Annotated in this window: 24 protein-coding genes and 1 riboswitch; of the genes, 15 read left to right on the forward strand and 9 right to left on the reverse strand. The window is 71.3% G+C overall.

The window, feature by feature from the left end; genetic code table 11:
• From ACIQ6Y_RS36655 to ACIQ6Y_RS36670, 4 genes are all read left to right on the forward strand, one after another.
• Complete coding sequence (locus ACIQ6Y_RS36655; protein ID WP_404046413.1) at positions 1–1,626, forward strand: YifB family Mg chelatase-like AAA ATPase; 1,626 nt, start codon at positions 1–3, stop codon at positions 1,624–1,626.
• Entirely contained in the window at positions 1,623–2,777 is a 1,155-nt protein-coding gene (dprA, locus tag ACIQ6Y_RS36660; RefSeq protein WP_404046415.1) for a DNA-processing protein DprA, read from the forward strand. Before ACIQ6Y_RS36655 ends, dprA begins: the two co-directional genes overlap by 4 nt.
• A 282-nt stretch (positions 2,778–3,059) precedes the next feature.
• Positions 3,060–3,905 carry an RNA polymerase sigma factor WhiG gene (whiG, locus tag ACIQ6Y_RS36665; protein ID WP_404046418.1) on the forward strand — a complete coding sequence of 282 codons (846 nt, stop codon included), beginning with the start codon at positions 3,060–3,062 and terminating at the stop codon, positions 3,903–3,905.
• Between the two features lie 94 nt (positions 3,906–3,999).
• A complete protein-coding gene (locus tag ACIQ6Y_RS36670) occupies positions 4,000–4,557 on the forward strand; it encodes a TetR/AcrR family transcriptional regulator (protein WP_404046657.1) in 558 nt (185 codons plus the stop codon).
• A gap of 306 nt (positions 4,558–4,863) precedes the next feature.
• Here ACIQ6Y_RS36670 and ACIQ6Y_RS36675 read toward each other — a convergent pair whose 3' ends face one another.
• Positions 4,864–5,505, reverse strand: coding sequence for a M23 family metallopeptidase (locus ACIQ6Y_RS36675; protein ID WP_404046421.1), 642 nt, complete (start codon positions 5,503–5,505; stop codon positions 4,864–4,866).
• Between the two features lie 271 nt (positions 5,506–5,776).
• On the opposite strand from ACIQ6Y_RS36675, the gene rpsB reads away from it, so the two are divergent.
• From rpsB to ACIQ6Y_RS36725, 10 genes are all read left to right on the forward strand, one after another.
• Positions 5,777–6,682, forward strand: coding sequence for a 30S ribosomal protein S2 (rpsB, locus tag ACIQ6Y_RS36680; protein WP_404046423.1), 906 nt, complete (start codon positions 5,777–5,779; stop codon positions 6,680–6,682).
• Positions 6,683–6,853: 171 nt separating this feature from the next.
• On the forward strand, positions 6,854–7,690 hold the full coding sequence (tsf, locus tag ACIQ6Y_RS36685; protein ID WP_404046425.1) for a translation elongation factor Ts: 837 nt from the start codon (positions 6,854–6,856) through the stop codon (positions 7,688–7,690).
• A 196-nt stretch (positions 7,691–7,886) separates the two neighbouring features.
• Complete coding sequence (pyrH, locus tag ACIQ6Y_RS36690) at positions 7,887–8,645, forward strand: UMP kinase (protein ID WP_404046427.1); 759 nt, start codon at positions 7,887–7,889, stop codon at positions 8,643–8,645.
• A gap of 166 nt (positions 8,646–8,811) precedes the next feature.
• A complete protein-coding gene (frr, locus tag ACIQ6Y_RS36695) occupies positions 8,812–9,369 on the forward strand; it encodes a ribosome recycling factor (protein WP_404046430.1) in 558 nt (185 codons plus the stop codon).
• The gene (locus tag ACIQ6Y_RS36700; protein ID WP_404046432.1) at positions 9,369–10,547 is read left to right on the forward strand and encodes a phosphatidate cytidylyltransferase; all 1,179 of its coding nucleotides are present in this window, start codon (positions 9,369–9,371) and stop codon (positions 10,545–10,547) included. Before frr ends, ACIQ6Y_RS36700 begins: the two co-directional genes overlap by 1 nt.
• 125 nt (positions 10,548–10,672) lie before the next feature.
• Positions 10,673–11,122, forward strand: a complete 450-nt coding sequence (locus ACIQ6Y_RS36705) for an SRPBCC family protein (RefSeq protein ID WP_404046434.1) — start codon at positions 10,673–10,675, stop codon at positions 11,120–11,122.
• Between the two features lie 49 nt (positions 11,123–11,171).
• On the forward strand, positions 11,172–12,278 hold the full coding sequence (rlmN, locus tag ACIQ6Y_RS36710; RefSeq protein ID WP_404046436.1) for a 23S rRNA (adenine(2503)-C(2))-methyltransferase RlmN: 1,107 nt from the start codon (positions 11,172–11,174) through the stop codon (positions 12,276–12,278).
• 57 nt (positions 12,279–12,335) lie between these two features.
• Positions 12,336–12,443: riboswitch (TPP riboswitch) on the forward strand.
• Between the two features lie 81 nt (positions 12,444–12,524).
• Positions 12,525–13,607 (forward strand): thiamine ABC transporter substrate binding subunit, encoded by a 1,083-nt coding sequence (locus ACIQ6Y_RS36715; protein WP_404046439.1) that lies wholly within the window; start codon positions 12,525–12,527, stop codon positions 13,605–13,607.
• Complete coding sequence (locus tag ACIQ6Y_RS36720; protein ID WP_404046442.1) at positions 13,583–15,253, forward strand: ABC transporter permease; 1,671 nt, start codon at positions 13,583–13,585, stop codon at positions 15,251–15,253. The genes ACIQ6Y_RS36715 and ACIQ6Y_RS36720 overlap by 25 nt, the downstream gene beginning before the upstream one ends.
• A complete protein-coding gene (locus tag ACIQ6Y_RS36725; RefSeq protein WP_404046444.1) occupies positions 15,253–16,299 on the forward strand; it encodes an ABC transporter ATP-binding protein in 1,047 nt (348 codons plus the stop codon). Before ACIQ6Y_RS36720 ends, ACIQ6Y_RS36725 begins: the two co-directional genes overlap by 1 nt.
• Positions 16,300–16,360: 61 nt before the next feature.
• On the opposite strand, the gene ACIQ6Y_RS36730 is transcribed toward ACIQ6Y_RS36725, so the two are convergent.
• From ACIQ6Y_RS36730 to ACIQ6Y_RS36760, 7 genes are all read right to left on the reverse strand, one after another.
• On the reverse strand, positions 16,361–17,062 hold the full coding sequence (locus ACIQ6Y_RS36730) for an LAETG motif-containing sortase-dependent surface protein (RefSeq protein WP_404046447.1): 702 nt from the start codon (positions 17,060–17,062) through the stop codon (positions 16,361–16,363).
• Between the two features lie 147 nt (positions 17,063–17,209).
• A complete protein-coding gene (locus ACIQ6Y_RS36735) occupies positions 17,210–18,334 on the reverse strand; it encodes an LOG family protein (RefSeq protein ID WP_404046450.1) in 1,125 nt (374 codons plus the stop codon).
• A gap of 37 nt (positions 18,335–18,371) precedes the next feature.
• Positions 18,372–18,812, reverse strand: coding sequence for a VOC family protein (locus tag ACIQ6Y_RS36740; protein WP_404046453.1), 441 nt, complete (start codon positions 18,810–18,812; stop codon positions 18,372–18,374).
• 124 nt (positions 18,813–18,936) lie between these two features.
• Entirely contained in the window at positions 18,937–20,535 is a 1,599-nt protein-coding gene (locus tag ACIQ6Y_RS36745) for a hypothetical protein (protein ID WP_404046456.1), read from the reverse strand.
• Complete coding sequence (locus tag ACIQ6Y_RS36750) at positions 20,517–21,257, reverse strand: ABC transporter ATP-binding protein (protein WP_404046459.1); 741 nt, start codon at positions 21,255–21,257, stop codon at positions 20,517–20,519. The genes ACIQ6Y_RS36745 and ACIQ6Y_RS36750 overlap by 19 nt, the downstream gene beginning before the upstream one ends.
• A 192-nt stretch (positions 21,258–21,449) precedes the next feature.
• Positions 21,450–22,814, reverse strand: a complete 1,365-nt coding sequence (locus ACIQ6Y_RS36755) for an aspartate aminotransferase family protein (protein ID WP_404046461.1) — start codon at positions 22,812–22,814, stop codon at positions 21,450–21,452.
• A gap of 2 nt (positions 22,815–22,816) precedes the next feature.
• Positions 22,817–23,335 carry an Lrp/AsnC family transcriptional regulator gene (locus ACIQ6Y_RS36760; protein WP_404046464.1) on the reverse strand — a complete coding sequence of 173 codons (519 nt, stop codon included), beginning with the start codon at positions 23,333–23,335 and terminating at the stop codon, positions 22,817–22,819.
• A gap of 163 nt (positions 23,336–23,498) precedes the next feature.
• On the opposite strand from ACIQ6Y_RS36760, the gene ACIQ6Y_RS36765 reads away from it, so the two are divergent.
• Positions 23,499–24,938 (forward strand): gamma-aminobutyraldehyde dehydrogenase, encoded by a 1,440-nt coding sequence (locus ACIQ6Y_RS36765; protein WP_404046467.1) that lies wholly within the window; start codon positions 23,499–23,501, stop codon positions 24,936–24,938.
• A gap of 69 nt (positions 24,939–25,007) precedes the next feature.
• Here ACIQ6Y_RS36765 and ACIQ6Y_RS36770 read toward each other — a convergent pair whose 3' ends face one another.
• A complete protein-coding gene (locus ACIQ6Y_RS36770; protein ID WP_404046470.1) occupies positions 25,008–25,955 on the reverse strand; it encodes a hypothetical protein in 948 nt (315 codons plus the stop codon).
• Positions 25,956–25,960: the final 5 nt, after the last annotated feature.

Below are 25,960 nucleotides of genomic sequence, written 5' to 3' on the forward strand. Positions count from 1 at the left end.
ATGGGATTCGCACGCACCTGCTCGGTGGCCCTCGTCGGCGTCGAGGGCGTGGTCGTCGAGGTCCAGGCCGACCTCGAACCCGGCGTCGCGGCGTTCACCCTCGTGGGGCTCCCCGACAAGAGCCTCACCGAGAGCCGGGACCGCGTCCGCGCGGCCGTGGTGAACTCGGGCGCGGCCTGGCCGCAGAAGAAGCTGACGGTGGGGTTGAGCCCGGCGTCGGTGCCCAAAGCCGGTAGCGGTTTCGACCTGGCCGTCGCCTGTGCCGTGCTGGGCGCCGCCGAACGGATCGACCCGCGCGTCCTCGCCGACCTCGTGATGATCGGGGAGCTCGGCCTGGACGGTCGGGTGCGGCCGGTGCGGGGCATCCTGCCGGCCGTGCTGGCAGCCGCCGACGCCGGCTACGAGCAGGTGGTGGTGCCCGAGTGCGCCGCCGCGGAGGCGTCCCTGGTGCCCGGGGTGTCGGTGCTCGGCGTCCGGAGCCTGCGTCAGCTCATCGCGGTCCTGGCGGACGAGCCGGTGCCCGACGAGGAACCCGACGAGCTGGGACGCCCCGACCCGCTGCTCGCCGGACTCCGGATGCCCGGCACGGGCGCGGCCACCGGCATGCACAGCATGGGCGCGGCCCAGCACGACACGGGGCACGACCTGGCCGACGTCGTGGGCCAGCTCTCGGCCCGCACGGCGGTGGAGGTCGCCGCCGCCGGAGGCCACCACCTGTTCCTGGAGGGGCCGCCCGGAGCCGGGAAGACCATGCTCGCCGAGCGGCTGCCCGGCATCCTGCCCCCGCTCACCCGGCAGGAGTCCCTGGAGGTCACGGCCGTGCACTCGGTGGCCGGGCTGCTGCCGGCGGGCAAGCCGCTGGTCGACGTCGCCCCCTACTGCGCACCGCACCACTCGGCGACCATGCAGTCCCTGGTCGGCGGCGGCCCCGGCATCCCGAGGCCGGGCGCGGTGTCGCTGTCGCACCGGGGCGTGCTGTTCCTGGACGAGACACCCGAGTTCAGCAGCCAGGTCCTCGACGCGCTGCGCCAGCCGCTGGAGGCGGGCCATGTCGTCATCGCGCGCAGCGCCGGGGTCGTCCGTTTTCCGGCCCGGTTCCTGATGGTGCTCGCCGCTAACCCCTGCCCGTGCGGGAGGTTCTCCCAGACGGACGACCTGTGCGAATGCCCGCCCTCCGCGATCCGCCGCTACCAGGCCCGGCTCTCCGGGCCGCTGCTCGACCGGGTGGACCTCCGGGTGGAGGTCGACCGCGTCACCCGGGCCGAGCTGACCGACCGTGGGGCGCGCGGTGAGCTCACGGCCGTGGTCGCCGGGCGAGTCCGGCAGGCCCGTGAGCGTGCCGCGGCCCGGCTCGCCGGCACACCGTGGCGCACCAACGGCGAGGTGCCCGGACGCGAACTGCGCAGCCGCTGGTACGCCGCGAGCGGGGCCATGGACGAGGCCGAGCGCTGTCTGGAGCGGGGCGTGCTGACCGCCCGCGGCCTCGACCGGGTGCTGCGCGTGGCGTGGACCGTCGCGGACCTCGTCGGACATGACCGGCCCACCGCCCTGGACGTGGGGCTGGCCCTGCAACTGCGCACCGGGGTCCCGCGGGGTGTGCCGATGGCCATCGGAGCGACGGCATGAGCGACGAGCCCGACGAGGAGCTGCTCGAGCGGGTCTTCCTCGCTCGGGTCGTCGAGCCGGGGGACGAGGTGGCCGGACGGTGGCTGCGGGAGGTCGGCGTGGCGGAGGTGGTGGAGCGGTTACGGAGCGGCGGGGAGGCCTTGCCGGGGGTGAGTGCCACGCGCTGGGGAGGGCTGCTGGCGCGGGCGCGGCGGGCCGAGCCCGAGCGGGATCTCGCCGTCGCGCGGGAGGCCGGGGTGCGGTTCGTGTGCCCGGGCGGACCCGAGTGGCCCGGGCAGCTGGACGACCTGGGCGACGCCCGGCCGATCGGGCTGTGGGTGCGCGGGCGGCCCAGTCTGCGGATGTGGGCGCTGAGATCCGTCGCCGTCGTCGGCGCCCGCGCCTGCACCGAGTACGGCGCCCACATGGCCGTCTCCCTCGCCGCGGGCCTCGCCGAGCACGGCTGGGTCGTCGTCTCCGGCGGTGCCTACGGCGTCGACGGCGCCGCCCACCGCGGTGCCCTCGGTGCGGGCGGCGCCACCGTCGCCGTCCTGGCCTGCGGCGTCGACCAGACCTACCCGCGCGGACACACCGAGTTGATCACCAGGATCGCGGAACAGGGCCTGGTGGTGGGGGAGTTGCCACCGGGCGAGCATCCGACGCCGAGCAGATTCGTCCTGCGCAACCGTGTCATCGCCGCCCTGACCAGGGGAACCGTGGTCGTGGAGGCCGCCCACCGCAGCGGCTCGCTGGTCACCGCGCGGGCCGCTGCGCGGCTCGGCCGGCACACGATGGGCGTCCCCGGGCCGGCCACCAGCGGCCTCTCGGCAGGTGTGCACGAACTCCTGCGCGGGGAGGCCGTGCTCGTCACCGACGCGGCCGAGGTCGTCGAGCTGGTCGGCGCCATGGGCCAGCTCGCCCCGGAGCGGCGCGGCCCGGTGCTGCCACGCGACCTGCTCGCCCCCGCCACCCGGCGTGTCCTCGCCGCGCTGCCCGCCCGCCGGGCCGCCGCACCGGACGAGATCGCGCGCGGCGCACAGACGACCGAGGACGACGCGATCGCGAGACTGTACGAACTCCGAGCACTCGGTTACGTCGAACGACACGGCGACGGCTGGAAGTTGACACGCCAGGCGATGATCTCCGTCCGCGGGGGTCGTCCACGAAGCTGACCGAGCGTGTTCGCCCGTCCGGGGGAAGCCGTACTCCCCTTGGGAAATCACGGAGTTGACGTGTCGCGGCCGTCACGGCCCGTGGCGGCCCTACCCCGGCAGGGCGGTCAGCGGAACGTATCTGCGCACGGGTCATGGCCCACTGTTCGCGCACCGCGACACTGCAGTCACGCTACGCTCACGAAGTTCCGGGACTCATACCGGCAACTCGACACCGAACCGACAGCTCACCCAGGCACCCCTACTTCACAAGCTTCACGGCAGAACGGCTCAAGGCGACGAATGCCCCAGCACACCTCCGGGTCCGACCGGGCGGCGGCGGTCCCCCCAGCCGCCCGCGACGGTGGCAGCGTGCGGCCGCCCGCTCCCTCGACGCTCGACGAACTGTGGCGGTCGTACAAGGCGACCGGGGACGAGCGGCTGCGCGAGCAGCTCATCCTGCACTACTCGCCGCTCGTGAAATACGTGGCGGGACGCGTGAGCGTGGGGCTGCCGCCGAACGTGGAACAGGCCGACTTCGTCTCCTCCGGCGTCTTCGGGCTCATCGATGCCATCGAGAAGTTCGACATCGGCCGGGAGATCAAGTTCGAGACGTACGCGATCACCCGGATCCGCGGGGCGATGATCGACGAGCTGCGGGCGCTGGACTGGATCCCGCGCTCGGTGCGGCAGAAGGCGCGCAATGTGGAACGCGCCTACGCCACCCTGGAGGCGCGTCTGCGCCGCACCCCGTCGGAGACCGAGGTGGCCGCCGAGCTGGGCATCGCCGTGGACGAACTCCACGCGGTTTTCAGCCAGTTGTCGCTGGCCAACGTGGTCGCGCTGGAGGAGCTGCTGCACGTCGGCGGCGAGGACGGCGACGGGCTCAGCTTCATGGACACGCTGGAGGACACGGCCGCCGACAACCCCGTGGAGGTGGCCGAGGACCGGGAGCTGAGACGCTTCCTGGCACGGGCGATCAACACGTTGCCCGACCGGGAGAAGACGGTCGTCACGCTCTACTACTACGAGGGCCTCACCCTGGCCGAGATCGGGAACGTGCTCGGCGTGACCGAGAGCCGGGTCAGCCAGATCCACACCAAGTCCGTGCTCCAGCTGCGCGCGAAGCTGGCGAGCTTCGGCAGGTGACCCGGCAGGTGAGACAGCCGGCGGGCTTGGTCACTCCCGCTGCGGGTGGCGCGTCCGTACAGTGGTTGACGTGCCAAGGATTCGAGCGGCCTCCGTGGCCGAGCACCGGTCGATGCAGCGAGCCGCCCTGCTGGACGCGGCTCGTTCCCTGTTGTCCGAGGGCGGCACGGAGGCGCTGACCTTCCCGGCCCTCGCCGAGCGCACGGGGCTGGCGCGGTCGTCCGTGTACGAGTACTTCCGCTCCCGGGCCGCCGTTGTCGAGGAGCTGTGCGAGGTCGACTTCCCCGTGTGGGCGGCGGAGGTTTCCGCCGCGATGGAGCGGGAGGTGTCCCCGCAGCACAAGGTCGAGGCGTATGTGCGCGCTCAGCTGGAACTGGTGGGGGACCGGCGGCACCGGGCCGTCGTGGCGATCTCGGCCAGTGAGCTGGACGCGGGCGCCCGGGAGAAGATCCGGGCCGCGCACGGGAGCCTGGTCGCGATGATCGTCTCCGCGCTGGCGGAGCTGGGACACGCGGAGCCCCGCCTGGCGGCCATGCTCGTCCAGGGCGTCGTGGACGCGGCCGTGCGGCGGCTCGAACTGGGGGCGGCGGAGGAGCCCGGCGTGATCGCGGAGGCCGCGGTGGCGATGGTGCTCAGGGGCGTTCAGGGCTGAGGTCCTTGGCGGCTGGGGCAGGGCGTGTCCGCTCACCGCGCCGACGGGTGCCGCTGCGCCCACCCGTGCCGCCCCAGCGGCACGACTGCCCGCAGCTACGTGGAGGGGGCGCCGGCACCTCTGCTCACAGCTACGTGGAGGGGCGCTGACACCTCTGCTCGCAGCTACGTGGAGGGGCGCTGACACCTCTGCTCGCAGCTACGTGGAGGGGGGCGCCGGCACCTCTCGGCGCGTGCGTGCGTATCTCTCCAGGACGCGGGGAACTGCGCGACCAGCCGGTCACGGTCCGCGGACGGACGACGGCCGTCACGGCAATGGCACCCCCCACACAGGCAGCAGTCTCGACGGGCCGGCGCGCAGCAGCCATGGAGGCAGCAGGCCGAGGGGGTTCAGGTACGTGTCCCCTCGCCTCAGGCCCCAGTGGAGGCAGGGCGCTGTGCAGTGGGAGCCCGTCGGTTCCACCGTGCCGATGATCTGGCCGGGCGTCACCTCGGCGCCCTTGCGGAGGGTCGCCCGTACCGGTTCGTATGTCGTGCGCAGGCCGCCCGGCAGGGCCACCGAGACCACCCCCTTTCCGGCCACCCGCCCCGCGAAGGACACCCGGCCCGCCGCCACCGCCCGTACCGGGGCGCCGGGCGCTGCCGCCAGGTCGACGCCTCGGTGGCCGGGGCCGTAGGGCGTCGCCGGGGGCTGCCAGCCGCGCAGGACCCGGGGCCGTAACCCCACCGGCCAGGCGCGGGCCAGGGGCGGGACGGGATCCGCCGACGGCGCGGGATCCGCAGACGGCGCGGGATGCACCGACGGCGCGGGATCCACCCTCCGCGCGGGTGTCGGTAGCGGCGCGTCGGCCTGCGCGGCCGGCGTGAGGACGGTCGCGGCTGTGAGGACGGTCAGGACCAAGGCCAGGAGCACGGCCCGGCTCAGGCGTGCGTATCGGTTCGTTCGCATGGCACGACCGTCCCGCACGGCCGCCCGACCCGGCCCGGACCTGTGGACCGACGGCCGGTTGTGGACAGCGGCGTCACCCGCTGCCTCTCCGGTCCCGTACACTTCTGGTGGCGACCCGGGCCACCGGGTCGACTTCGCACGCCCCGGCGCCGGTGGGTCAACCACCGGTGTCACGCGCCACTCGGTCCTTCGCGGCAGGCGCATCGGGAGCGTCAGGCGCGGGTGCCGTCCGGCACTCGCGGCACAACCGAGAAACACGAGGAGAACGGCCATGGCCGTCGTCACGATGCGGGAGCTGCTGGAGAGCGGCGTCCACTTCGGTCACCAGACCCGTCGCTGGAACCCGAAGATGAAGCGCTTCATCTTCACCGAGCGCAACGGCATCTACATCATCGACCTGCTCCAGTCGCTGTCGTACATCGACCGCGCCTACGAGTTCGTCAAGGAGACCGTCGCCCACGGCGGCACGGTCATGTTCGTCGGCACGAAGAAGCAGGCGCAGGAGGCCATCGCCGAGCAGGCCACCCGCGTCGGCATGCCCTACGTCAACCAGCGCTGGCTGGGCGGCATGCTCACCAACTTCTCGACCGTCTACAAGCGTCTGCAGCGCCTGAAGGAGCTCGAGCAGATCGACTTCGAGGACGTGGCCGCCTCCGGCCTCACCAAGAAGGAGCTCCTGGTCCTCTCGCGCGAGAAGGCCAAGCTGGAGAAGACCCTCGGTGGTATCCGCGAGATGCAGAAGGTGCCCAGCGCCGTCTGGATCGTGGACACCAAGAAGGAGCACATCGCGGTCGGCGAGGCCCGGAAGCTCAACATCCCGGTCGTCGCCATCCTCGACACCAACTGCGACCCCGACGAGGTCGACTACAAGATCCCGGGCAACGACGACGCGATCCGCTCCGTCACCCTGCTCACCCGCGTGATCGCCGACGCCGTCGCCGAGGGCCTCATCTCCCGCTCGCGCGTCGCCACCGGTGACAAGGGCGAGAAGGCCGCGGGCGAGCCGCTCGCCGAGTGGGAGCGCGACCTGCTCGAGGGTGGCGAGAAGAAGGCCGAGGAGGCTCCCGCCGCGGAGGCCGCCGAGGCTCCCGCTGCTGAGGCTCCCGCCGCCGAGGCCCCGGCCGCCGAGGAGGCCCCCGCTGCCGAGGCTCCGGCCGCCGAGGGCGAGCAGGCCTGACACCGTCAGCGCTGACGACGGGGGTTGTACTGCATCCAGCAGCGCCTCCGGCGCGGAGAAGTCCGCCCCCGTCGTTCACCCGTAGGTCAGCACGAGGTACGCGGTCCGCGACTACATGTGGGTCGCGACCGAGCGGATCTAAACCAGACTTCGAGAAAGACTCACAGACTCATGGCGAACTACACCGCCGCTGACGTCAAGAAGCTCCGTGAGCTCACCGGCGCCGGCATGATGGACTGCAAGAAGGCGCTGGACGAGGCCGAGGGCAACGTCGAGAAGGCCGTCGAGGCGCTGCGCATCAAGGGCCAGAAGGGCGTCGCCAAGCGCGAGGGCCGCTCCGCCGAGAACGGCGCCGTGGTCTCGATCATCGCCGACGACAACTCCACCGGTGTCCTGGTCGAGCTGAAGTGCGAGACGGACTTCGTCGCCAAGGGCGACAAGTTCCAGGCCGTCGCCAACAAGATCGCCGAGCACGTCGCGGCGACCTCCCCGGCCGACCTGGAGGCCCTGCTCGCCTCCGAGATCGAGCCCGGCAAGACCGTCCAGGCGTTCGTGGACGAGGCCAACGCCAACCTCGGCGAGAAGATCGTCCTCGACCGCTTCGCGCAGTACTCCGACGGCTTCGTGCTCGCCTACATGCACCGCACGATGCCCGACCTGCCCCCGCAGATCGGTGTCCTCGTCGAGCTGGACAAGCCGAACGCCGAGGTCGCCAAGGGCATCGCCCAGCACATCGCCGCCTTCGCGCCGAAGTACCTCTCCAAGGAGGACGTCCCGGCCGAGGTCGTCGAGTCCGAGCGCCGTATCGCCGAGGAGACCACCCGCGCCGAGGGCAAGCCCGAGGCCGCGATCGCCAAGATCGTCGAGGGTCGGGTCAACGGCTTCTTCAAGGACGCTACGCTGCTCGGTCAGCCGTACGCGCTCGACAACAAGAAGTCGGTCCAGAAGGTTCTGGACGAGGCCGGTGTCACCCTGAAGCGCTTCTCGCGCATCAAGGTCGGCATCTGAGTCCGTACCGGGACCGACGCGCGACCGATGGCGGAACCCCGCCGAGGTCGACCGCAGTCGTCCGCGTACGCCGTCGCACGCGCGTGTGACGGACGACAGCAGATCTGACGAGGAGGCCATTGCCGAGCATGGGAAGCACACCCCACCGGCAGTGGCCTTCTTCGTATGTGCAACACGTGAAAGAGGCGGGATCTCCATGACCACCAAGGCCCAGAAGAGCGACGACGGCAAAGTGCGCGGCCGGTATCTGCTGAAGCTGTCCGGAGAGGCGTTCTCCGGCGGTGGGGGCCTGGGCGTGGACCCCGACGTGGTACACAAGATCGCCCGTGAGATCGCCGCCGTCGTGCGTGACGGCGCCGAGATCGCGGTCGTCATCGGCGGCGGCAACTTCTTCCGCGGCGCCGAGCTCCAGCAGCGAGGCATGGACCGCGCCCGCTCGGACTACATGGGCATGCTCGGCACCGTGATGAACTGCCTCGCCCTCCAGGACTTCCTGGAGAAGGAAGGCATCGACTCCCGCGTGCAGACCGCCATCACCATGGGCCAGGTCGCCGAGCCGTACATCCCGCTGCGCGCCGTGCGCCATCTGGAGAAGGGCCGCGTGGTCATCTTCGGCGCCGGTATGGGCATGCCGTACTTCTCCACCGACACCACCGCCGCCCAGCGCGCCCTGGAGATCGACGCCGAGGCGCTGCTCATGGGCAAGAACGGCGTGGACGGGGTCTACGACTCCGACCCGAAGACCAACCCGGACGCCGTGAAGTTCGACGCGCTCGGCTACGGCGAGGTCATCACGCGCGACCTGAAGGTCGCCGACGCCACGGCCGTCACGCTGTGCCGCGACAACAAGCTTCCGATCCTCGTCTTCGAGCTTCTGGCCGAAGGCAATATCGCTCGTGCCGTCAAGGGTGAGAAGATCGGCACCCTGGTGGATGACCAGGGCAACCGGGCCTGACCGGGATTCACCCGGAGCCCGACCGGGCAATCCTCCGGAGCCTGGCCGGGGGATGGACAATGTTCTGCCGGTCGGGAACCGTGCAGGAAGAAGACGCGACGCAGCCGGCCGCCGCCCCGACAAGGAACCGCAGCCGGGCCTTACTCAAGACACGCAGGAGCAAGTGGTGATCGAAGAGACCCTCCTCGAGGCCGAGGAGAAGATGGAGAAGGCCGTCGTGGTCGCCAAGGAGGACTTCGCCGCGATCCGCACCGGCCGTGCGCACCCGGCGATGTTCAACAAGATCGTGGCCGACTACTACGGTGCGCCGACGCCGATCAACCAGCTGGCCTCGTTCTCCGTGCCGGAGCCGCGCATGGCCGTCGTGACCCCGTTCGACAAGAGCGCGCTGCGCAACATCGAGCAGGCCATCCGCGACTCCGACCTGGGCGTCAACCCGAGCAACGACGGCAACATCATCCGTGTGGTGTTCCCCGAGCTCACCGAGGAGCGCCGCCGCGACTACATCAAGGTCGCCAAGGGCAAGGGCGAGGACGCCAAGGTGTCCATCCGCTCCGTGCGCCGCAAGGCCAAGGACGCCATCGACAAGCTGATCAAGGACGGCGAGGTCGGCGAGGACGAGGGCCGTCGTGCGGAGAAGGAGCTCGACGACACCACCGCGAAGTACGTCGCCCAGGTGGACGAGCTCCTGAAGCACAAGGAATCGGAGCTGCTCGAAGTCTGATGAACGACTCTTCCTGGGGGGCGCCGCCCGGGGCCGGGCAAGCCGGCTACTGGGAGCCGTCCGGCCAGGGGCCTGGCCAGGGGTATGTCCATGGGGCTGCCCCGGCGGGTCCCGCGTACGATGCGCCTGAGGCGCAGCACACTCGCCCCATGCCCATCGTGCCCGACGGATCCGCCGTACCCCCGTACGGCGGCGACCAGGATGACGACCGGGGGGCCGCTCGGCTGAGCGGCCCCTTGTTCCGCGACGACGCGTCGCCGGCACAGCCGTACGACATGCCGCGGGCGCAGCCCTATGGGGCGGTGCCGCAGAATCCGGAGCCCATGCACGACGCCCCGCAGCCGGCCCCCGCGCCGCAGAAGAAGAGTGCGGGCCGAGACCTGGGCGCGGCCATAGGCGTCGGGGTCGGGCTCGGTGCGGTGATCGTCGCGTCGCTGTTCGTCGTCAAGGCCGTGTTCGTCGGTGTGATCGCGGTGGCCGTGGTCGTCGGTCTGTGGGAACTGACCAGCCGGCTCCAGGAGCGCAAGCAGATCAAGGCGCCGCTCGTGCCGCTGGCGCTGGGCGGCGCGGCGATGGTCGTCGCCGGGTACGCCCGCGGCGCCGAGGGCGCGTGGGTGGCGATGGCCCTCACCGCGCTGGCCGTGCTCGTCTGGCGGATGACCGAGCCGCCCGAGGGCTACCTCAAAGACGTCACCGCCGGGGTCTTCGCGGCGTTCTACGTGCCGTTCCTGGCCACGTTCGTCGCGCTGATGCTCACCGCCGACGACGGTCCCTGGCGGGTGCTGACGTTCCTCCTCCTGACCGTGGTCAGCGACACCGGGGCGTACGCGGTCGGCTGGCGCTTCGGCAAGCACAAGCTCGCTCCGCGGATCAGCCCCGGCAAGACCCGTGAGGGCCTGTTCGGCGCGGTGAGCTTCGCCATGGTCGCCGGCGCGCTGTGCATGCACTTCCTGGTGGACGACGGCCGCTGGTGGCAGGGCCTGCTGCTGGGCCTCGCGGTCGCCGCCAGCGCCACGCTGGGCGACCTCGGCGAGTCCATGATCAAGCGGGACCTGGGCATCAAGGACATGGGCACCTTGCTGCCGGGGCACGGCGGCATCATGGACCGGCTGGACTCGCTGCTGCCGACGGCGCCGGTGGTGTGGCTGCTGATGGTGCTGTTCGTCGGCTCCGGCTGACCGGTTGTTCGTGTCGTCGAGCCCCTGCCCGTCGCCGGGCGGGGGCTCGGTGCTTTCTCCGGCGGTGGCCGAGGGCCGCGCCCGGTGGGAGGATTTCGGTGTACGCCCGCGAAGGGGGTCCACCCATGTCCGCCATCCGCGAATCCATCGACATCGACTGCACGCCCGCAGACGCCTACGCCTATCTCACCGACCCCTCCCACCTGCCGGAATGGCAGCTGAGCGCGGTCTCGGCCGAGCCGCTCGAAGCGGGTCCCCTCCACCCCGGCTCCCAGGTCCGGGTCACCCGCCGTATCGGCACCCGCGAGATTCCGATGACCGTGGAGTTCGACGCGCTCGACCCGCCGTACAGCTGGGATCTGCACGGCATCGAGGGGCCCGTACGTCCTCGCACGCACGGCCGGATCGAGCCGCTCGACGACGGACGCCGCTCCCGCGTGACCATCGAGATCGACTTCGAGGGCCACGGCCTCGGCAAGGCCCTGGTGCCCCTCGTCGTCCGCCCCCAGATCCGCAAGGAACTGCCGCGCGACGAGGCACTGCTGAAGCAGCGGCTGGAGCAGACCGGCCCCTGAACGGCAGGGTCGTGGGTCACTCATAACGATCTGCGACACTGGTAGGACCATGCCCAAGCCCGGAGAACTCACCTTTGTCGCGCCGCGCGGAGCCAAGCTGCCGCCGCGGCATCTCGCCGATCTCTCGCCCGCCGAGCGCAAGGAGGCGGTGGCCGAGGCCGGCGAGAAGCCGTTTCGCGCCAAGCAGCTGTCGCAGCACTACTTCGCGCGGTACGCGCACGACCCGCAGGAGTGGACCGACATTCCGGCCGGGTCGCGGGAGAAGCTGCGGGAGGCGCTGTTCCCGGAGCTGATGACCGTCGTACGGCATCTGTCGACGGACGAGGGGACCACGCGCAAGACGCTGTGGCGGCTGTTCGACGGCACGCTCGTCGAGTCGGTGCTGATGCGCTACCCGGACCGGGTGACCATGTGCATCAGCTCGCAGGCCGGATGCGGGATGAACTGCCCGTTCTGCGCGACCGGGCAGGCAGGGCTGGACCGGAACCTGTCGACGGCCGAGATCGTGCACCAGATCGTCGACGGTATGCGGGCGCTGCGGGACGGCGAGGTGCCCGGTGGGCCCGCGCGGCTGTCCAACATCGTCTTCATGGGCATGGGCGAGCCCCTCGCCAACTACAAGCGGGTCGTCGGTGCCATCCGCGCCCTGACCGACCCGGCGCCGGACGGGCTCGGGCTGTCGCAGCGCGGCATCACCGTGTCGACCGTCGGCCTCGTGCCCGCCATCCACCGGTTCGCCGACGAGGGCTTCAAGTGCCGGCTGGCGATCTCCCTGCACGCCCCGGACGACGAGCTGCGCGACACGCTCGTCCCCGTGAACACGCGGTGGAAGGTGCGCGAGGTCCTGGACGCCGGGTTCGAGTACACCGAGAAGTCCGGGCGCCGGCTGTCCATCGAGTACGCGCTGATCCGCGACATCAACGACCAGGCGTGGCGCGGCGACCGCCTCGGGCGGCTGCTCAAGGGCAAGCCGGTCCATGTGAACCTGATCCCGCTGAACCCCACTCCGGGCTCGAAGTGGACCGCCTCGCGGCCCGAGGACGAGAAGGCGTTCGTCGAGGCCATCGCCGCCCATGGTGTGGCCGTGACCATCCGGGACACCCGAGGTCAGGAGATCGACGGAGCCTGTGGTCAGCTCGCGGCGACCGAGCGGTAGTCTGACCCCGTCAGTACAACTTCATATCTCGTACAACTTTATATCCCGAACATCTTCATATTCCGACAGGGGAGCGCCACAGCGCTGAGAGTGCGGCAATCGGGCCGCAGACCCTCTGAACCTCGCCCAGGTCATTCTGGGTAGGAAGTTCGGTCATCACTCGAGCTGTTGCGCCCTGCTCGGGGCACCCCCGGTGTCCCGGGCAGGGCCGCGTCTCTTCCTGGACCGCCCCAGGAGGAAAACCAAGTGCACACCAAGACGTTCGTCGCCGCGGCCGTCGGCCTCGGCCTGATCACGCTGTCCGCGTGCGGATCGTCCGACTCCGACACCAAGAGCGAAGGGCCGGGGTCCAAGACCGTCACCCTCGTCAGTCACAGCTCGTGGGCGGTGTCCGAGGACGTCCTCGCCGCCTTCGAGAAGCAGTCCGGCTACAAGGTCAAGGTCCTGGAGGACGGCGACGCCGGCCAGGCCGTCAACAAGGCCATCCTCACCAAGGACAACCCGCAGGGCGACGTCTTCTTCGGCGTCGACAACACCCTGCTGTCCCGGGCCCTCGACAACGGACTGTTCCAGCCGTACGAGGCCAAGGGGCTCGACCAGGTCGGCGCCGAGTACCAGCTCGACAAGGACGAGCACCGGGTCACGCCCGTCGACTTCGGCGACATCTGCGTCAACTACGACAAGCAGTACTTCGCGGACCACAAGCTGACCCCGCCGGCCTCCCTGGACGACCTGGTCGAGCCCGCGTACAAGAACCTCCTCGTCACCGAGAACGCCTCCACCTCCTCGCCCGGCCTCGGCTTCCTGCTCGGTACGGCCGCGAAGTACGGCGACGACGGCTGGCCGGACTACTGGAAGAAGCTCAAGGCCAACGGCGTGAAGGTCGTCGACGGCTGGGAGCAGGCCTACAACGAGGAGTTCTCCGGCTCGGCCGGCGGCAAGAAGGCCAAGGCCGACCGGCCGCTGGTGGTGTCGTACGCCTCCTCCCCGCCCGCCGAGGTGATCTTCGCCGACCCGAAGCCGAAGACCGCGCCCACCGGTGTCGCGCAGGGCACCTGCTTCCGGCAGATCGAGTTCGCGGGGCTGCTCGGCAACGCGAAGAACTCCGAGGGCGGCAAGGCGCTGATCGACTTCCTCGTCTCGCAGCGCTTCCAGGAGGACATGCCGCTGAACATGTTCGTCTACCCCGTGACCAAGGGCGCGAAGGTGCCCGCCGAGTTCACCCGGTACGGCCCCGCCGCGAAGGCGCCCGAGACCATGGACCCGGCGAAGATCGCCGAGCACCGGGATGAGTGGGTCACGTCGTGGACCTCGCTCGTACTGAAGTAACCGCCCGCAAGCGGCGTACCGGGAGCGCGGCGCGGCTCGGGCTGATGGCCCTGCCCGTCGCGTTCTTCGGGCTGTTCTTCGCCTACCCCGTCGCCGCGATCGTCGAGCGCGGTCTGCACGCCGACGGGGTCTGGCAGCTGGGGCGGCTCGGCGAGGTGCTCGCCGACCCCGGCATCCGGCACGTGCTGTGGTTCACCACCTGGCAGGCGCTCGCCTCGACCGCGCTCACCCTGGCGATCGCGCTGCCCGGCGCCTACGTCTTCGCCCGCTTCGACTTCCCCGGCAAGCAGGTGCTGCGCGCGGTGGTGACCGTGCCCTTCGTGCTGCCGACCGTGGTGGTCGGCACCGCGTTCCTGGCCGTCGTAGGCCGTGGCGGGCTGCTGGACGAGCTGTGGGGCGTACGGCTGGACACCACCGTGTGGGCGATCCTGCTCGCGCACGTCTTCTTCAACTACGCGGTCGTCGTACGGACCGTCGGCGGGCTGTGGGGCCAGCTCGACCCGCGGCAGGAGGAGGCCGCGCGGATGCTCGGCGCGTCCCGCCTCGCCGCGTGGCGCACGGTCACGCTGCCCGCGCTGGGTCCGGCCGTCGCGGCCGCGGCCCTGATGGTGTTCCTGTTCACCTTCACGTCCTTCGGCGTGGTCCAGATCCTCGGCGGGCCGACGTTCTCGACGCTGGAGGTCGAGATCTACCGGCAGACCACCGAGATCTTCGACCTGACCACGGCCGCCGTGCTCACCGTGGTCCAGTTCGCCGCGGTGGGCGCGATCCTCGCGGTGCACGCGTGGACCGTACGGCGGCGGGAGACGGCTCTGAAGCTGGTGGACGCGTCGGTGACCGCGGCGCGGCCGCGCGGGGCGGGGCAGTGGGCGCTGCTCGCCGGGGTGCTGGTCACGGTCGCGGTCCTGCTGGTGCTGCCGCTGGCGGTGCTGGTGCAGCGGTCGCTGGACGCGCCGGACTTCGGCTACTACAAGGCGCTGACCCGTGAGGACGGGGGCGCGTTCCTCGTCCCGCCGATCGAGGCGATCGGGAACTCGCTGGAGTACGCGGCCGCGGCCACCGCCTTCGCCGTCCTGATCGGCGGGCTGGCCGCCGCCGCGCTGACCCGGCGGGACGCGGGGCGGCTGGTGCGCGGGTTCGACGCGCTGCTGATGCTGCCGCTCGGGGTGTCCGCGGTGACCGTCGGCTTCGGCTTCCTGATCGCCCTCGACGAGCCGCCGCTGGATCTGCGGGCCTCCTGGCTGCTGGTGCCGCTCGCGCAGGCGCTGGTCGGCGTGCCCTTCGTGGTACGGACGATGCTGCCGGTGCTGCGGGCGGTGGACGCGCGGCTGCGGGAGGCCGCTGCCGTGCTCGGGGCGTCGCCCTGGCGGGTGTGGCGCGAGGTGGACCTGCCGATGGTGCGGCGGGCGCTGCTGGTCGCCGCCGGGTTCGCCTTCGCCGTGTCGCTGGGCGAGTTCGGGGCGACCGTGTTCATCGCGCGGGCGGACAACCCGACCCTGCCGGTCGCGGTGGCCAAGCTGCTGGGCCGGCCCGGCGACCTCAACTACGGGCAGGCGATGGCCCTGTCGACGATTCTGATGCTGGTGTGCGCGGTGGCCCTGCTGATCCTGGAGCGGCTGCGGACCGACCGGACGGGGGAGTTCTGATGCTGCTGGGCCTGGAGGACGCGACCGTACGGTTCGGCGGGCGGGCCGTGCTCGACGGCGTCGACCTCGCTGTCGCCGAGCACGAGATCGTGTGTGTGCTCGGGCCGAGCGGCAGCGGCAAGTCGACCCTGCTGCGGGCCGTGGCGGGCTTGCAGCCGCTGGACGCCGGACGGGTGCTGCTCGACGGGCGCGACCAGGCGGGCGTGCCCGCGCACCGGCGGGGCGTGGGCCTGATGTTCCAGGACCACCAGCTCTTCCCGCAGCGGGACGTCGGCGGCAATGTCGCCTTCGGGCTGCGCATGCACGGCGCGTCGAAGCGGCAACAGCAGGAGCGGGTCGGTGAGTTGCTCGACCTCGTCGGTCTGCCGGGTGCCGCGCGGCGGGCCGTGGCCGCGCTGTCCGGCGGCGAGCAGCAGCGGGTGGCGCTCGCCCGGGCCCTGGCGCCCAGGCCGCGGCTGCTGATGCTGGACGAGCCGCTCGGCCAGCTCGACCGGTCGCTGCGCGAGCGGCTCGTGGTCGAACTGCGGGAGCTGTTCGGCCGGTTGGGCACGACCGTGCTCGCCGTCACCCACGACCAGGGTGAGGCCTTCGCGCTGGCCGACCGGGTCGTGGTCATGCGGGAGGGGCGTATCGCCCAGTCCGGAACGCCCCTTGAGGTGTGGCAGCGGCCGGCCGACGAGTTCGTCGCCCGCTTCCTCGGCTTCGACAACGTGGTCGCGGCGACCGTGACCGCAGGGGCCGCGGACACGCCCTGGGGCAAGCTGCCGGTGCCGGAGGGCTCCCCGCAGGGCGCTCGTCCCGTGCTCGTACGGCCCGCCGGGGTGCGGCTGGTGCCCGTGGCGGACGGGCTGCGCTGCACGGTGACCGCCCGCACCTTCAAGGGCACCCATGTCGCGGTCCACCTCCAGCCGGAGGACGCGCCCCGCCTCGAGGCGGCCTGCGCACTGCGGGACGCGCCGGAGGTCGGGGCCGCGGTGGGGGTGGAGTTCGAGGCGGAGGAGGTCGTGGTGCTGGAGCGGACCGCCCTCGACCGAGCCGAGGGCTGATCGAGGGCGTCCCGCTCCGAGGCGTCAGCGGCTGCTGACGAGGGCGTCCCGCTCCGAGACGTCAGCGGCTGCTGTTCGAGCCGCGTCGGCGCAGGCCGAAGAAGACCGCGCCACCGCCGACCACGACCAGGGCGGCCGCGACGCCGGCGATCAGACCGGTGTTGGAGTTCGCGCCGGTCTCGGCGAGGTTGGAGTCACCGGCCGCGGGCGAGGGGGCGTTGCCCGGAGCGGTCTCCGCGGGCGGAGCGCTCTCGCTCTCAGGCGCCGAGGGCGTGGGCGTGGCCGACTCGGAGGGGGCGGGGGCGCTCTCCGAGGGAGTCTCCGACGGCGTCGGGGTCGGGCTGGGCTTCGGGGGCTCGTCCTTCTTGCAGGGGGTGGACGGCGTCACGAGGTTCGGCTCGATGTCCTCGTCGACATAGCCCGGCGCCAGGACGTGGATGCGGTACTCCGCGTTCGGCTTCCAGTCCTCGGTGAAGGTGATCGTGGTGCCCTCGCGGGAGCCCTTCACCTCCTGGGTGCCGACGAGGCGTTCGTCGGCTCCCTTGTTCTCCAGGTAGACCGAGACCGTGGCGAGGACGCCGGACGGGTCCTTGTCGGTCACGGTGATGACGCCCTTGCTGCCGTCGCACGCCGCGGCAGCCGAGAACTCGCTGATGTCGCAGGCCAGCGCGTTGCCCGCGACACCGAGAGCGAGCGCGGCGGAAGCGGCGGCGACACCGAGGGCACGCACGGAACGGCGTGCGTTACGGGGGGTTATGGACACGTTTGTCCTTAAGTGAGGTGCAATTGAGGGGGGTTGAGGCTCACTGGTTTATAAGCGGCCCATAAGAAGTGTCAATGCACCTGCGTACCAAGGGGACTTGGCTTTACCTGCTTATTAATCGCCGACAGGTTTCAACGCCGGGACATTTCAGCCACCCAGCCGCCTCAACGCCTCCGGCGCCTCCTCGATCCGGTCGACCAGCGCGATCCGCGCGTCCATCGACCGCTCACGGGCCAAGGACCGCAGCAGCGGCCAGGCCGGCAGCTTCTCCGTCCAGTGCGCCCGGTCCACCAGCACCATGGGCGTCGGCTCACCGCGCGACTCGTAGTAGTTCGGGGTCGCGTTGTCGAAGATCTCCTGTACGGTGCCGGCGGCGCCGGGCAGGAACACCACGCCCGCGTTGGAGCGGGCGAGCAGGCCGTCCTCGCGGGTGGCGTTGGCGAAGTACTTGGCGATGTGCGCGGCGAAGGGGTTCGGCGGCTCATGGCCGTAGAACCAGGTGGGGATACCGACCGAGCCGCCGCCCTTGGGCCAGCGGGCGCGCACCTCGAAGGCGGCCGCCGCCCACGCGGTGACCGACGGCGTGAACTTCGGCGCCCCGGCCAGGATGTCGAGGGACTCGGTCAGCATGGCGTCGTCGTACGGGGCGGCGTACGCGCCCAGGTTCGCCGCCTCCATCGCGCCCGGGCCGCCGCCGGTGGCGACCGTGAAACCGGCACGGGCCAGCTCGCGGCCGAGCCGCGCGGCACCGGCGTACTGCTGTGTGCCGCGGCCCATCGCGTGGCCGCCCATGACGCCCACCACCCGGTCGCCGGACAGCAGTTCGTCGAGCGCGTCCGAGACGGAGTCGTCGTGGACGGCACGCAGCATGGACGCGAAGATGTCGCCGTCGGCCTTCGTACGCTGGAACCACGCGTAGGCGCGGGCGTCGGGCGTGGCCTCGTAGCCGCCGTCGGCGAGGGAGGCGAACAGCTCGTCGGGCGAGTAGACCTGGCCGCGGTACGGGTCGAACGGCAGGTCCGGGACCGGCGGGAAGACCAGTGCGCCGTCCGCGCGGACCTTGGTGGCCGCGTCCTCGCGCATCGGGCAGCCGAGGAAGACGGCGCCGGAGGTGTCGGTGGTGAGCAGCTCGCGGGTGCGGTCCGTCAGGTCGACGGCCTGGACACGGAATCCGGCGAGTGTGCCGCGCGCGGCGACGGTCGCGTCGAACTCCTCGAGCGTCTCGATCTCGCGGTCGTTGTGGTGGGCCGCATGGGCGGGCATCGTCTGCACGCGCCCATGCTAGGCACCGTGTTCGACATGGCGGGCCTCAGCCCTGGGCGGAGCTCTCGCCGGCGGAGGCCTCGCCCTGCACCGCGGCCGGGTCCATCCACATGATCTCCCAGGTGTGACCGTCGAGGTCGTCGAAGGCGCGGCCGTACATGAAGCCCATGTCCTGCGTCTTGCCGGTCGCGGTGCCGCCGAGGGCGATCGCCTTGTCGACCAGCTCGTCGACCTTCTCGCGGCTCTCCGCGCTCAGACACACCAGCACCTCGCTGGACTTCGTCGCGTCCGCGATCTCCTTGTCGGTGAAGGTCGCGTAGAACGGCTTGGTGAGCAGCATCGCCACGATGGTGTCGCTGATCACGACCGAGGCCGCGTTCTCGTCGCTGAACTGGGGGTTGATCGTGTAGCCGAGCCCGGTGAAGAACGCCTTGGCGGCGTCCAGGTCGTTCACGGGCAGGTTCACGAAGATCATCTGCTGGTACATGCGGTCTCTCTCCCATCGGGCTTCCGCGACGGTGTCGCGCTGTTTCGTGGGGGTAGACCGGGACGCGCCCGGGAACTCATCGCTCCCCGCCGATCTTTCCGCCCTGTCTTTTCGCGTACGGGGCTCAGCGCGTCAGCGGCTGGGCCGCGAGTTCCGCGACGATCAAAGTGAGCGGGCCGAACAGTGCCAGCAGGGCGCCCGCGCGAAGGGCCGCGGCCGCGCGCAGGGTCGTCGACGGGGCGCCGAGGCGGAGCAGGGCGGCCGTGGTGTCGGCGCGGGCGTGCTTGGCCTCCACCGCAGCGGTGAGCAGGGTCGCCAGCGTGCAGCCGGCCACGAGGAGCGAGCCGAGCGTGGTGAGCGGGCCGATGGTGGCGCCGTCCGGGTCGTACAGCGTGCCCATGGCGTACGCGGCGGAGGTCACCGCGCAGACCACGCCCAGCGGGCGGCCGATGCGGACGGCTTCCTCCATGAGGATGCGGCCTGCCAGCAGACGCAGCGCACCGGGGCGGACCGCCTGCAGCAGCCTGCCGCACAGGTACGTGAGACCCGGGCCCGCCAGGGCGAGTCCTACGGCGGTGAGGGTCCAGCCGACCAGGACGCCCAGGGAGTTGCCGACGAGGCCGCCGGGCAGGGCGAGGCCGGGGCTCGCCGTGGCACGGGTCGCGTAGGCCTCCACGGCCAGGCCCGCGGCGAGCGTGGCGACACCCCAGGGGAGAGCGGCGGGGGCGGAGCCCGGTGCCGGGGGGCGGGCTGCGTCGGGGCTGTGCGCCGGGGTGGGGGTGGGGTGGGTGTCGGCGGCCTGCGCAGACGCGGTGGTGGCGACCCGCGCCGACGAGGTGCCGTCGTCCTGCGCCGGCGGGGTGTCGGCGACCCGCGCCGACAAGGTGGCGTCGGTCTGCACCGATGGGCTGTCGCCCAGGCGCGCAGACGCGGTGTCTCCGGCCCGCGCCGACGAGGTGCCGTCGGTCTGCACCGACGGGATGTCACCGAGCCGCGCCGACGCGGTGTCTCCGGCCCGCGCCGACAAGGTGTCGCCGTCCCGCGCGGCAGCCGTCGCCCCGCCGGCCCGGCCCTCCGCAGGCCGAGTGGGCCTCCTCGACCCGGGCCACCTCGCGCCGAAGCGGCCGTACGCCCCGAAGGTCTCCCTCGCCGCGGCGCTCTTGCCGTAGGCGCCGAAGCGTCCGAAGAAGCGGGGAGCGTCCGGGCGGCGCGGCTCGCGGGGGCGCAGGGTGACGGCCACCGACAGCGAGGCGATCACCGGGAGGAGGGACAGCAGGGTCAGGGCCGCGGGAAGCGGCAGGGGCTGGTCCGCGGCCAGGGTGTCGGCGGCGTCGCCGTCGAAGGGGAGGCCGGTGAGGTCGCCGCGCAGGTGGAGGAAGAACAGCAGGGCCAGCATGGAGCCGAGCAGGGTCGACAGGGCCGTCGTCGTCGCCGAGACGGCCATCTGACGGGCCGGTCCCAGACCGATCGCGGACAGGCCCTGGCGGGGCTTGGTGCCAGGGTCCGTGCGGGCGACCGCCACCGCGAAGTGGACCGTCGCGGCCAGCGGCACCATGCACCAGGCGAGCCGCAGCAGGGAGGACCCGGTCGCGTCGGGGTGGGACAGGGCGTGACCGAGGGCACACAGCAGCAGGAAGCCCGTACCCGCCGAGGCAGCGGCCACCAGCAGGCGGCGCAGCTGGACGGCCGGACGGGCGCCGCGGGTCAGACGGAGAGCGAGCACGCGGCCCGGCCTTCCGACTCGGCCATGGGCGGCAGGTGGACGGTCTTCACCTGGCGGCCGTCGAGCAGGGACACCGTGCGGTCGGCCAGGGCCGCGGTCTCCGCGTCGTGCGTGGCCAGCACCACCGTGATGCCGTGCGAGCGGGCGGCCGTCGTCAGGGTGCGCAGCACATGCGCGCGGTCGGCGCGGTGCAGCGGGGCCGTCGGCTCGTCGGCGAAGAGCACCGAGGGCGCCGGGGCCAGGGCGCGGGCGATGCAGACGCGCTGGCGTTCGGCGTGGGTCAGCTCGTGCGGGCGTTTCCTCGACCGCTCGCCCACGTCCAGGCGTTCCAGCCACTCCAGCGCGGCGGTCTTGGCGCGGCGCCGGCTCGTGCCGCGCAGCATCAGCGGCAGGGCGGCGTTCTCCCACACGGTCAGCTCGGGCACCAGCACCGGCGCCGGGTCGATCCAGCAGAAGCGGTCGCGGCGCAGCCGCTCGCGGGCCAGTGCACCCATGGTGTGGACGGGGACGCTGTTGAACCAGACCTCGCCGCGACGCGCGGGCACCAGGCCGGACAGACAGGCCAGCAGGGCGGTCTTGCCGCTGCCGCGCGGGCCGCCGACGGCCAGGATCTCGCCCTCGCGCACGCCGAGGGAGACACCGTTGAGCGCGGGCGAGCCGTCGCTGTGCTGGTAGTGCAGGGACCGTGCCCAGAGCACGTCGTTGTCCGGCGGGGCCTCCATGGGCGTACACCTTCGTTCAGATCCGTAGTTCCGTGCCTCGTCCCCCGTCCGGGGGAACGAAGACAGGGCCGATCGGTTACCAGGCACGCTAGGGACCGGGATCCGGAACGCCGGACAGCACGCGGCCCGGGGTGCACCGTTCTCACTCGAACGGGTGCACCCCGGGCCGGAAATCGGTCTAACCGCGGGGGCCTAGAGCTTCGTCCAGGCCTCGGTCAGGGTCGCGCGCAGGATCTGCTCGATCTCGTCGAAGGTCTCCTGGTTGGAGATCAGCGGCGGGGCGAGCTGGATGACCGGGTCGCCACGGTCGTCGGCACGGCAGTACAGGCCGTTGTCGAAGAGCGCCTTCGACAGGAAGCCGTACAGGACGCGCTCGGTCTCCTCGTCGTTGAAGGACTCCTTGGTGTTCTTGTCCTTCACCAGCTCGATGCCGTAGAAGAAGCCGTTGCCGCGGACGTCGCCGACGATCGGCAGGTCGTGCAGCTTCTGCAGCGTGGAGAGGAAGTTGCCCTCGTTGTCGAGGACGTGCTGGTTCAGCTTCTCCTTCTCGAACAGGTCGAGGTTGGCGATGCCGACAGCGGCGGAGACCGGGTGGCCGCCGAAGGTGTAGCCGTGCAGGAAGGTGTTGTCACCCTTGTAGAACGGCTCGGCGAGGCGGTCGGAGATGATGCACGCGCCGATCGGGGAGTAGCCCGAGGTCATGCCCTTGGCGCAGGTGATCATGTCCGGCACGTAGCCGAACTTGTCGCACGCGAAGGTGGTGCCCAGGCGGCCGAAGGCGCAGATGACCTCGTCGGAGACGAGCAGCACGTCGTACTGGTCGCAGATCTCGCGCACGCGCTGGAAGTAGCCGGGCGGCGGCGGGAAGCAGCCACCGGCGTTCTGCACCGGCTCCAGGAAGACCGCGGCGACGGTCTCGGGGCCCTCGAAGAGGATCTGCTGCTCGATCTGGTCGGCGGCCCAGCGGCCGAAGGCCTCGGGGTCGTCGCCGAAGAGCGGGGCGCGGTAGATGTTGGTGTTGGGCACCTTGTGCGCGCCCGGCACCAGCGGCTCGAAGGGGGCCTTCAGAGCCGGCAGGCCGGTGATGGACAGGGCGCCCTGCGGGGTGCCGTGGTAGGCGACCGCGCGGGAGATGACCTTGTACTTGGTCGGCTTGCCCTGCAGCTTGAAGTACTGCTTGGCGAGCTTCCAGGCGGTCTCGACGGCCTCGCCGCCACCGGTGGTGAAGAAGACCTTGTTCAGGTCGCCCGGGGCCTCGTTCGCGAGGCGCTCGGCCAGCTCGACGGCCTTGGGGTGGGCGTAGGACCACACCGGGAAGAAGGCGAGCTCCTGGGCCTGCTTGGCGGCGGTCTCGGCGAGTTCCGTGCGGCCGTGACCGGCCTGGACCACGAACAGGCCGGCGAGACCGTCGAGGTAGCGCTTGCCCTTGTCGTCGTAGATGTAGGTGCCCTCGCCCCGGACGATCGTCGGGACGGGGGAGTTCTCGTACGAGGACATGCGGGTGAAGTGCATCCACAGGTGGTCGTACGCGGACTTGCTGAGGTCCTTTGTGCTCACGGTTATCGGGTTCCCCACATGTAGGTCTGCTTCTTCAGCTTCAGGTAGACGAAGCTCTCGGTGGAGCGCACGCCGGACAGGGCCCGGATGCGTTTGTTGATGACGTCCAGCAGGTGGTCGTCGTCCTCGCAGACGATCTCCGCGAGGATGTCGAACGAGCCCGCGGTCATCACCACGTACTCGACTTCCGACATGGCCGTCAGCGCGTCCGCTATCGCCTCGACATCGCCCTCGACGTTGATGCCGACCATCGCCTGCCGCCGGAAGCCCACGGTGAGCGGGTCCGTGACGGCGACGATCTGCATGACGCCCTGGTCGAGCAGCTTCTGGACGCGCTGGCGCACGGCCGCCTCGGAGAGGCCGACGGCCTTGCCGATCGCGGCGTACGGCCGGCGGCCGTCCTCCTGGAGCTGCTCGATGATGGCGAGGGAGACGGCATCCAGCTGGGGATTGCCGCCGTTCCTGGACTCGCGTGAGTCCTTCTGGTCTGCGCTTCGACTGGCCACGACCTCACTGTGCACGAGGACTCGACAGTTTTGCAAGGCCAGATCGATGAAATTCGTTGTTTACGAGTTTGAAGCTTGCGGATTTCGCAGATTGATGGCGCTGAGGGGTGTTGAAACCGTGGGTCGAGCGACTAGGGTGGGCATCTCAAGGAATGGACATCCGACAGGAGGGCCGGCAGTGAGCACCGAGCTGCGTCGTCTGCGCAACTACATCGACGGGGAGTTCCGGGACGCCGCCGACGGACGGACCACGGACGTGGTCAACCCCGCTACGGGCGAGGCGTACGCGACCGCGCCGCTGTCCGGGCAGGCCGACGTCGACGCCGCCATGGCGGCCGCGGCGGCCGCGTTCCCGGCATGGCGCGACACCACGCCCGCCGAGCGGCAGAAGGCCCTGCTGAAGATCGCGGACGCGTTCGAGGAGCGCGCCGAGGACTTGATCGCGGCCGAGGTCGAGAACACCGGCAAGCCGGTCGGTCTCACCCGTTCGGAGGAGATCCCTCCGATGGTCGACCAGATCCGCTTCTTCGCGGGCGCGGCCCGCATGCTCGAGGGCCGCTCGGCCGGCGAGTACATGGACGGCATGACCTCGATCATCCGCCGTGAGCCGGTCGGCGTCTGCGCGCAGGTCGCCCCGTGGAACTACCCGATGATGATGGCCGTGTGGAAGTTCGCCCCGGCCATCGCCGCGGGCAACACCGTCGTGCTGAAGCCCTCGGACACCACCCCGGCGTCCACCGTGCTGATCGCCGACATCATCGGCTCGATCCTGCCCAAGGGCGTCTTCAACGTCATCTGCGGCGACCGCGAGACCGGCCGCATGATGGTCGAGCACTCCACCCCGGCGATGGCCTCCATCACCGGCTCCGTGCGCGCCGGCATGTCCGTCGCCGAGTCGGCGTCGAAGGACCTCAAGCGCGTCCACCTGGAGCTGGGCGGCAAGGCCCCGGTCGTGGTCTTCGAGGACACCGACATCGCCAAGGCCGTCGAGGACATCTCCGTCGCGGGCTTCTTCAACGCCGGCCAGGACTGTACGGCCGCCACCCGCGTCCTGGTCCAGGAGTCGATCCACGACGAGTTCGTGGCCGCCCTCGCCAAGGCCGCCGCCGAGACCAAGACCGGCCAGCCGGACGACGAGGACGTGCTCTTCGGCCCGCTGAACAACCCCAACCAGCTCAAGCAGGTCGCGGGCTTCATCGAGCGCCTCCCCGCCCACGCCAAGGTCGAGGCGGGCGGCCAGCAGGTCGGCGACAAGGGCTACTTCTACGCCCCGACCGTCGTCTCGGGCCTCAAGCAGGACGACGAGATCGTCCAGAACGAGGTCTTCGGCCCGGTCATCACCGTCCAGTCCTTCACCGACGAGGACCAGGCCGTCGAGTGGGCCAACGGCGTCGAGTACGCCCTCGCCTCCTCCGTGTGGACCAAGGACCATGGCCGTGCCATGCGCATGTCCAAGAAGCTCGACTTCGGCTGCGTGTGGATCAACACCCACATCCCGCTGGTCGCCGAGATGCCGCACGGCGGCTTCAAGAAGTCCGGCTACGGCAAGGACCTCTCGGGCTACGGCTTCGAGGACTACACCCGCATCAAGCACGTGATGACGTCGCTGGACGCGTAAGCGCCCGCACGCACACAAGCGCGGCCCCGGACGGAGGAAGATCCGTCCGGGGCCGCGCTTGTTGTGTCTTCAGTGACTGTGCCCGGAGTCGCCGTGCTCCTCCTCCGGTACGGCGGTGCCGCCCCCGGCGTGCACGGTGAAGGCGGCCGTACGGACCTGGCCGCCGACCTTGAAGTCCAGGAACAGGCGGTAGTCGCCGGCGCTGGGCGCGGCCGCGGTGAAGGCGACCTCGGGACCGGAGGTGGCGCTGCCGTGGGCCTCCTCGTGCGGGTGGACGTGGAGATAGGCCAGGTCGCCGGAGCGCAGGGCGACGAGGTGGCCGTAGGCGCCGAGGTAGGGCTGGAGCCGGGCCGGCCTGCCGTCGCGGGTGACCTCGAAGGCGAGGCCGCTGTCCGCGCCGGGGGCGAGCGACCCGGTGAGCCGGACGGTGTAGCCGTCGACCGTGGCGGTCGGGGCGGTCCCAGGGAGCGCCTCGGGCGCGTACGGTCCCGTGACCGCGAGGTCGGCGCCGAGCGTCAGGTTCTCCCGGCCCGCGGCCGGGGTGAAGTCGGCGAAGACCCGGTAGGTGCCGGCGGCGGGCAGGTCCGCGGTGGTGCTCCAGGTGCCGTCGGCCGCGCGGGCCGGGTGCAGATGGCGGAACGTGGTGAGGTCCCGCGAGGCCACGATCAGGTGCAGCTCCTTCTCGTGCTCGCGCCGGTACTCGGTCACCGGCCGGCCGTCCTCGTCGCGCACGGCGAAGCGCAGGGTGGTCGGCCTGCCTGCCGGGACTCGGGTGGTCTCCAGGTCGAGGGTGTAGCCGTCCTCGGAGATCTGCAGGCCGCCGGGCGTCTCGTCCGTCGCCGTCTTCTTCTTCGCGCCAGGGGTGTGCTGGGCGTGTGCGGCCGTCTCCCTGTGGCCGCCGTGGCCGCCGTCGTCGTCGGGCGAGACCGGTCCGACGGCGTTCCCGACTCCGTAGGCGGTGCCGAACGTGGCGGCCAGGGCGGCGGCGAACGCGCCGATCTTCACTACGGGCTTCATTTCGG

It is taken from the genome of Streptomyces sp. NPDC096205 (genome assembly GCF_044763135.1).
GTDB lineage: Bacteria > Actinomycetota > Actinomycetes > Streptomycetales > Streptomycetaceae > Streptomyces.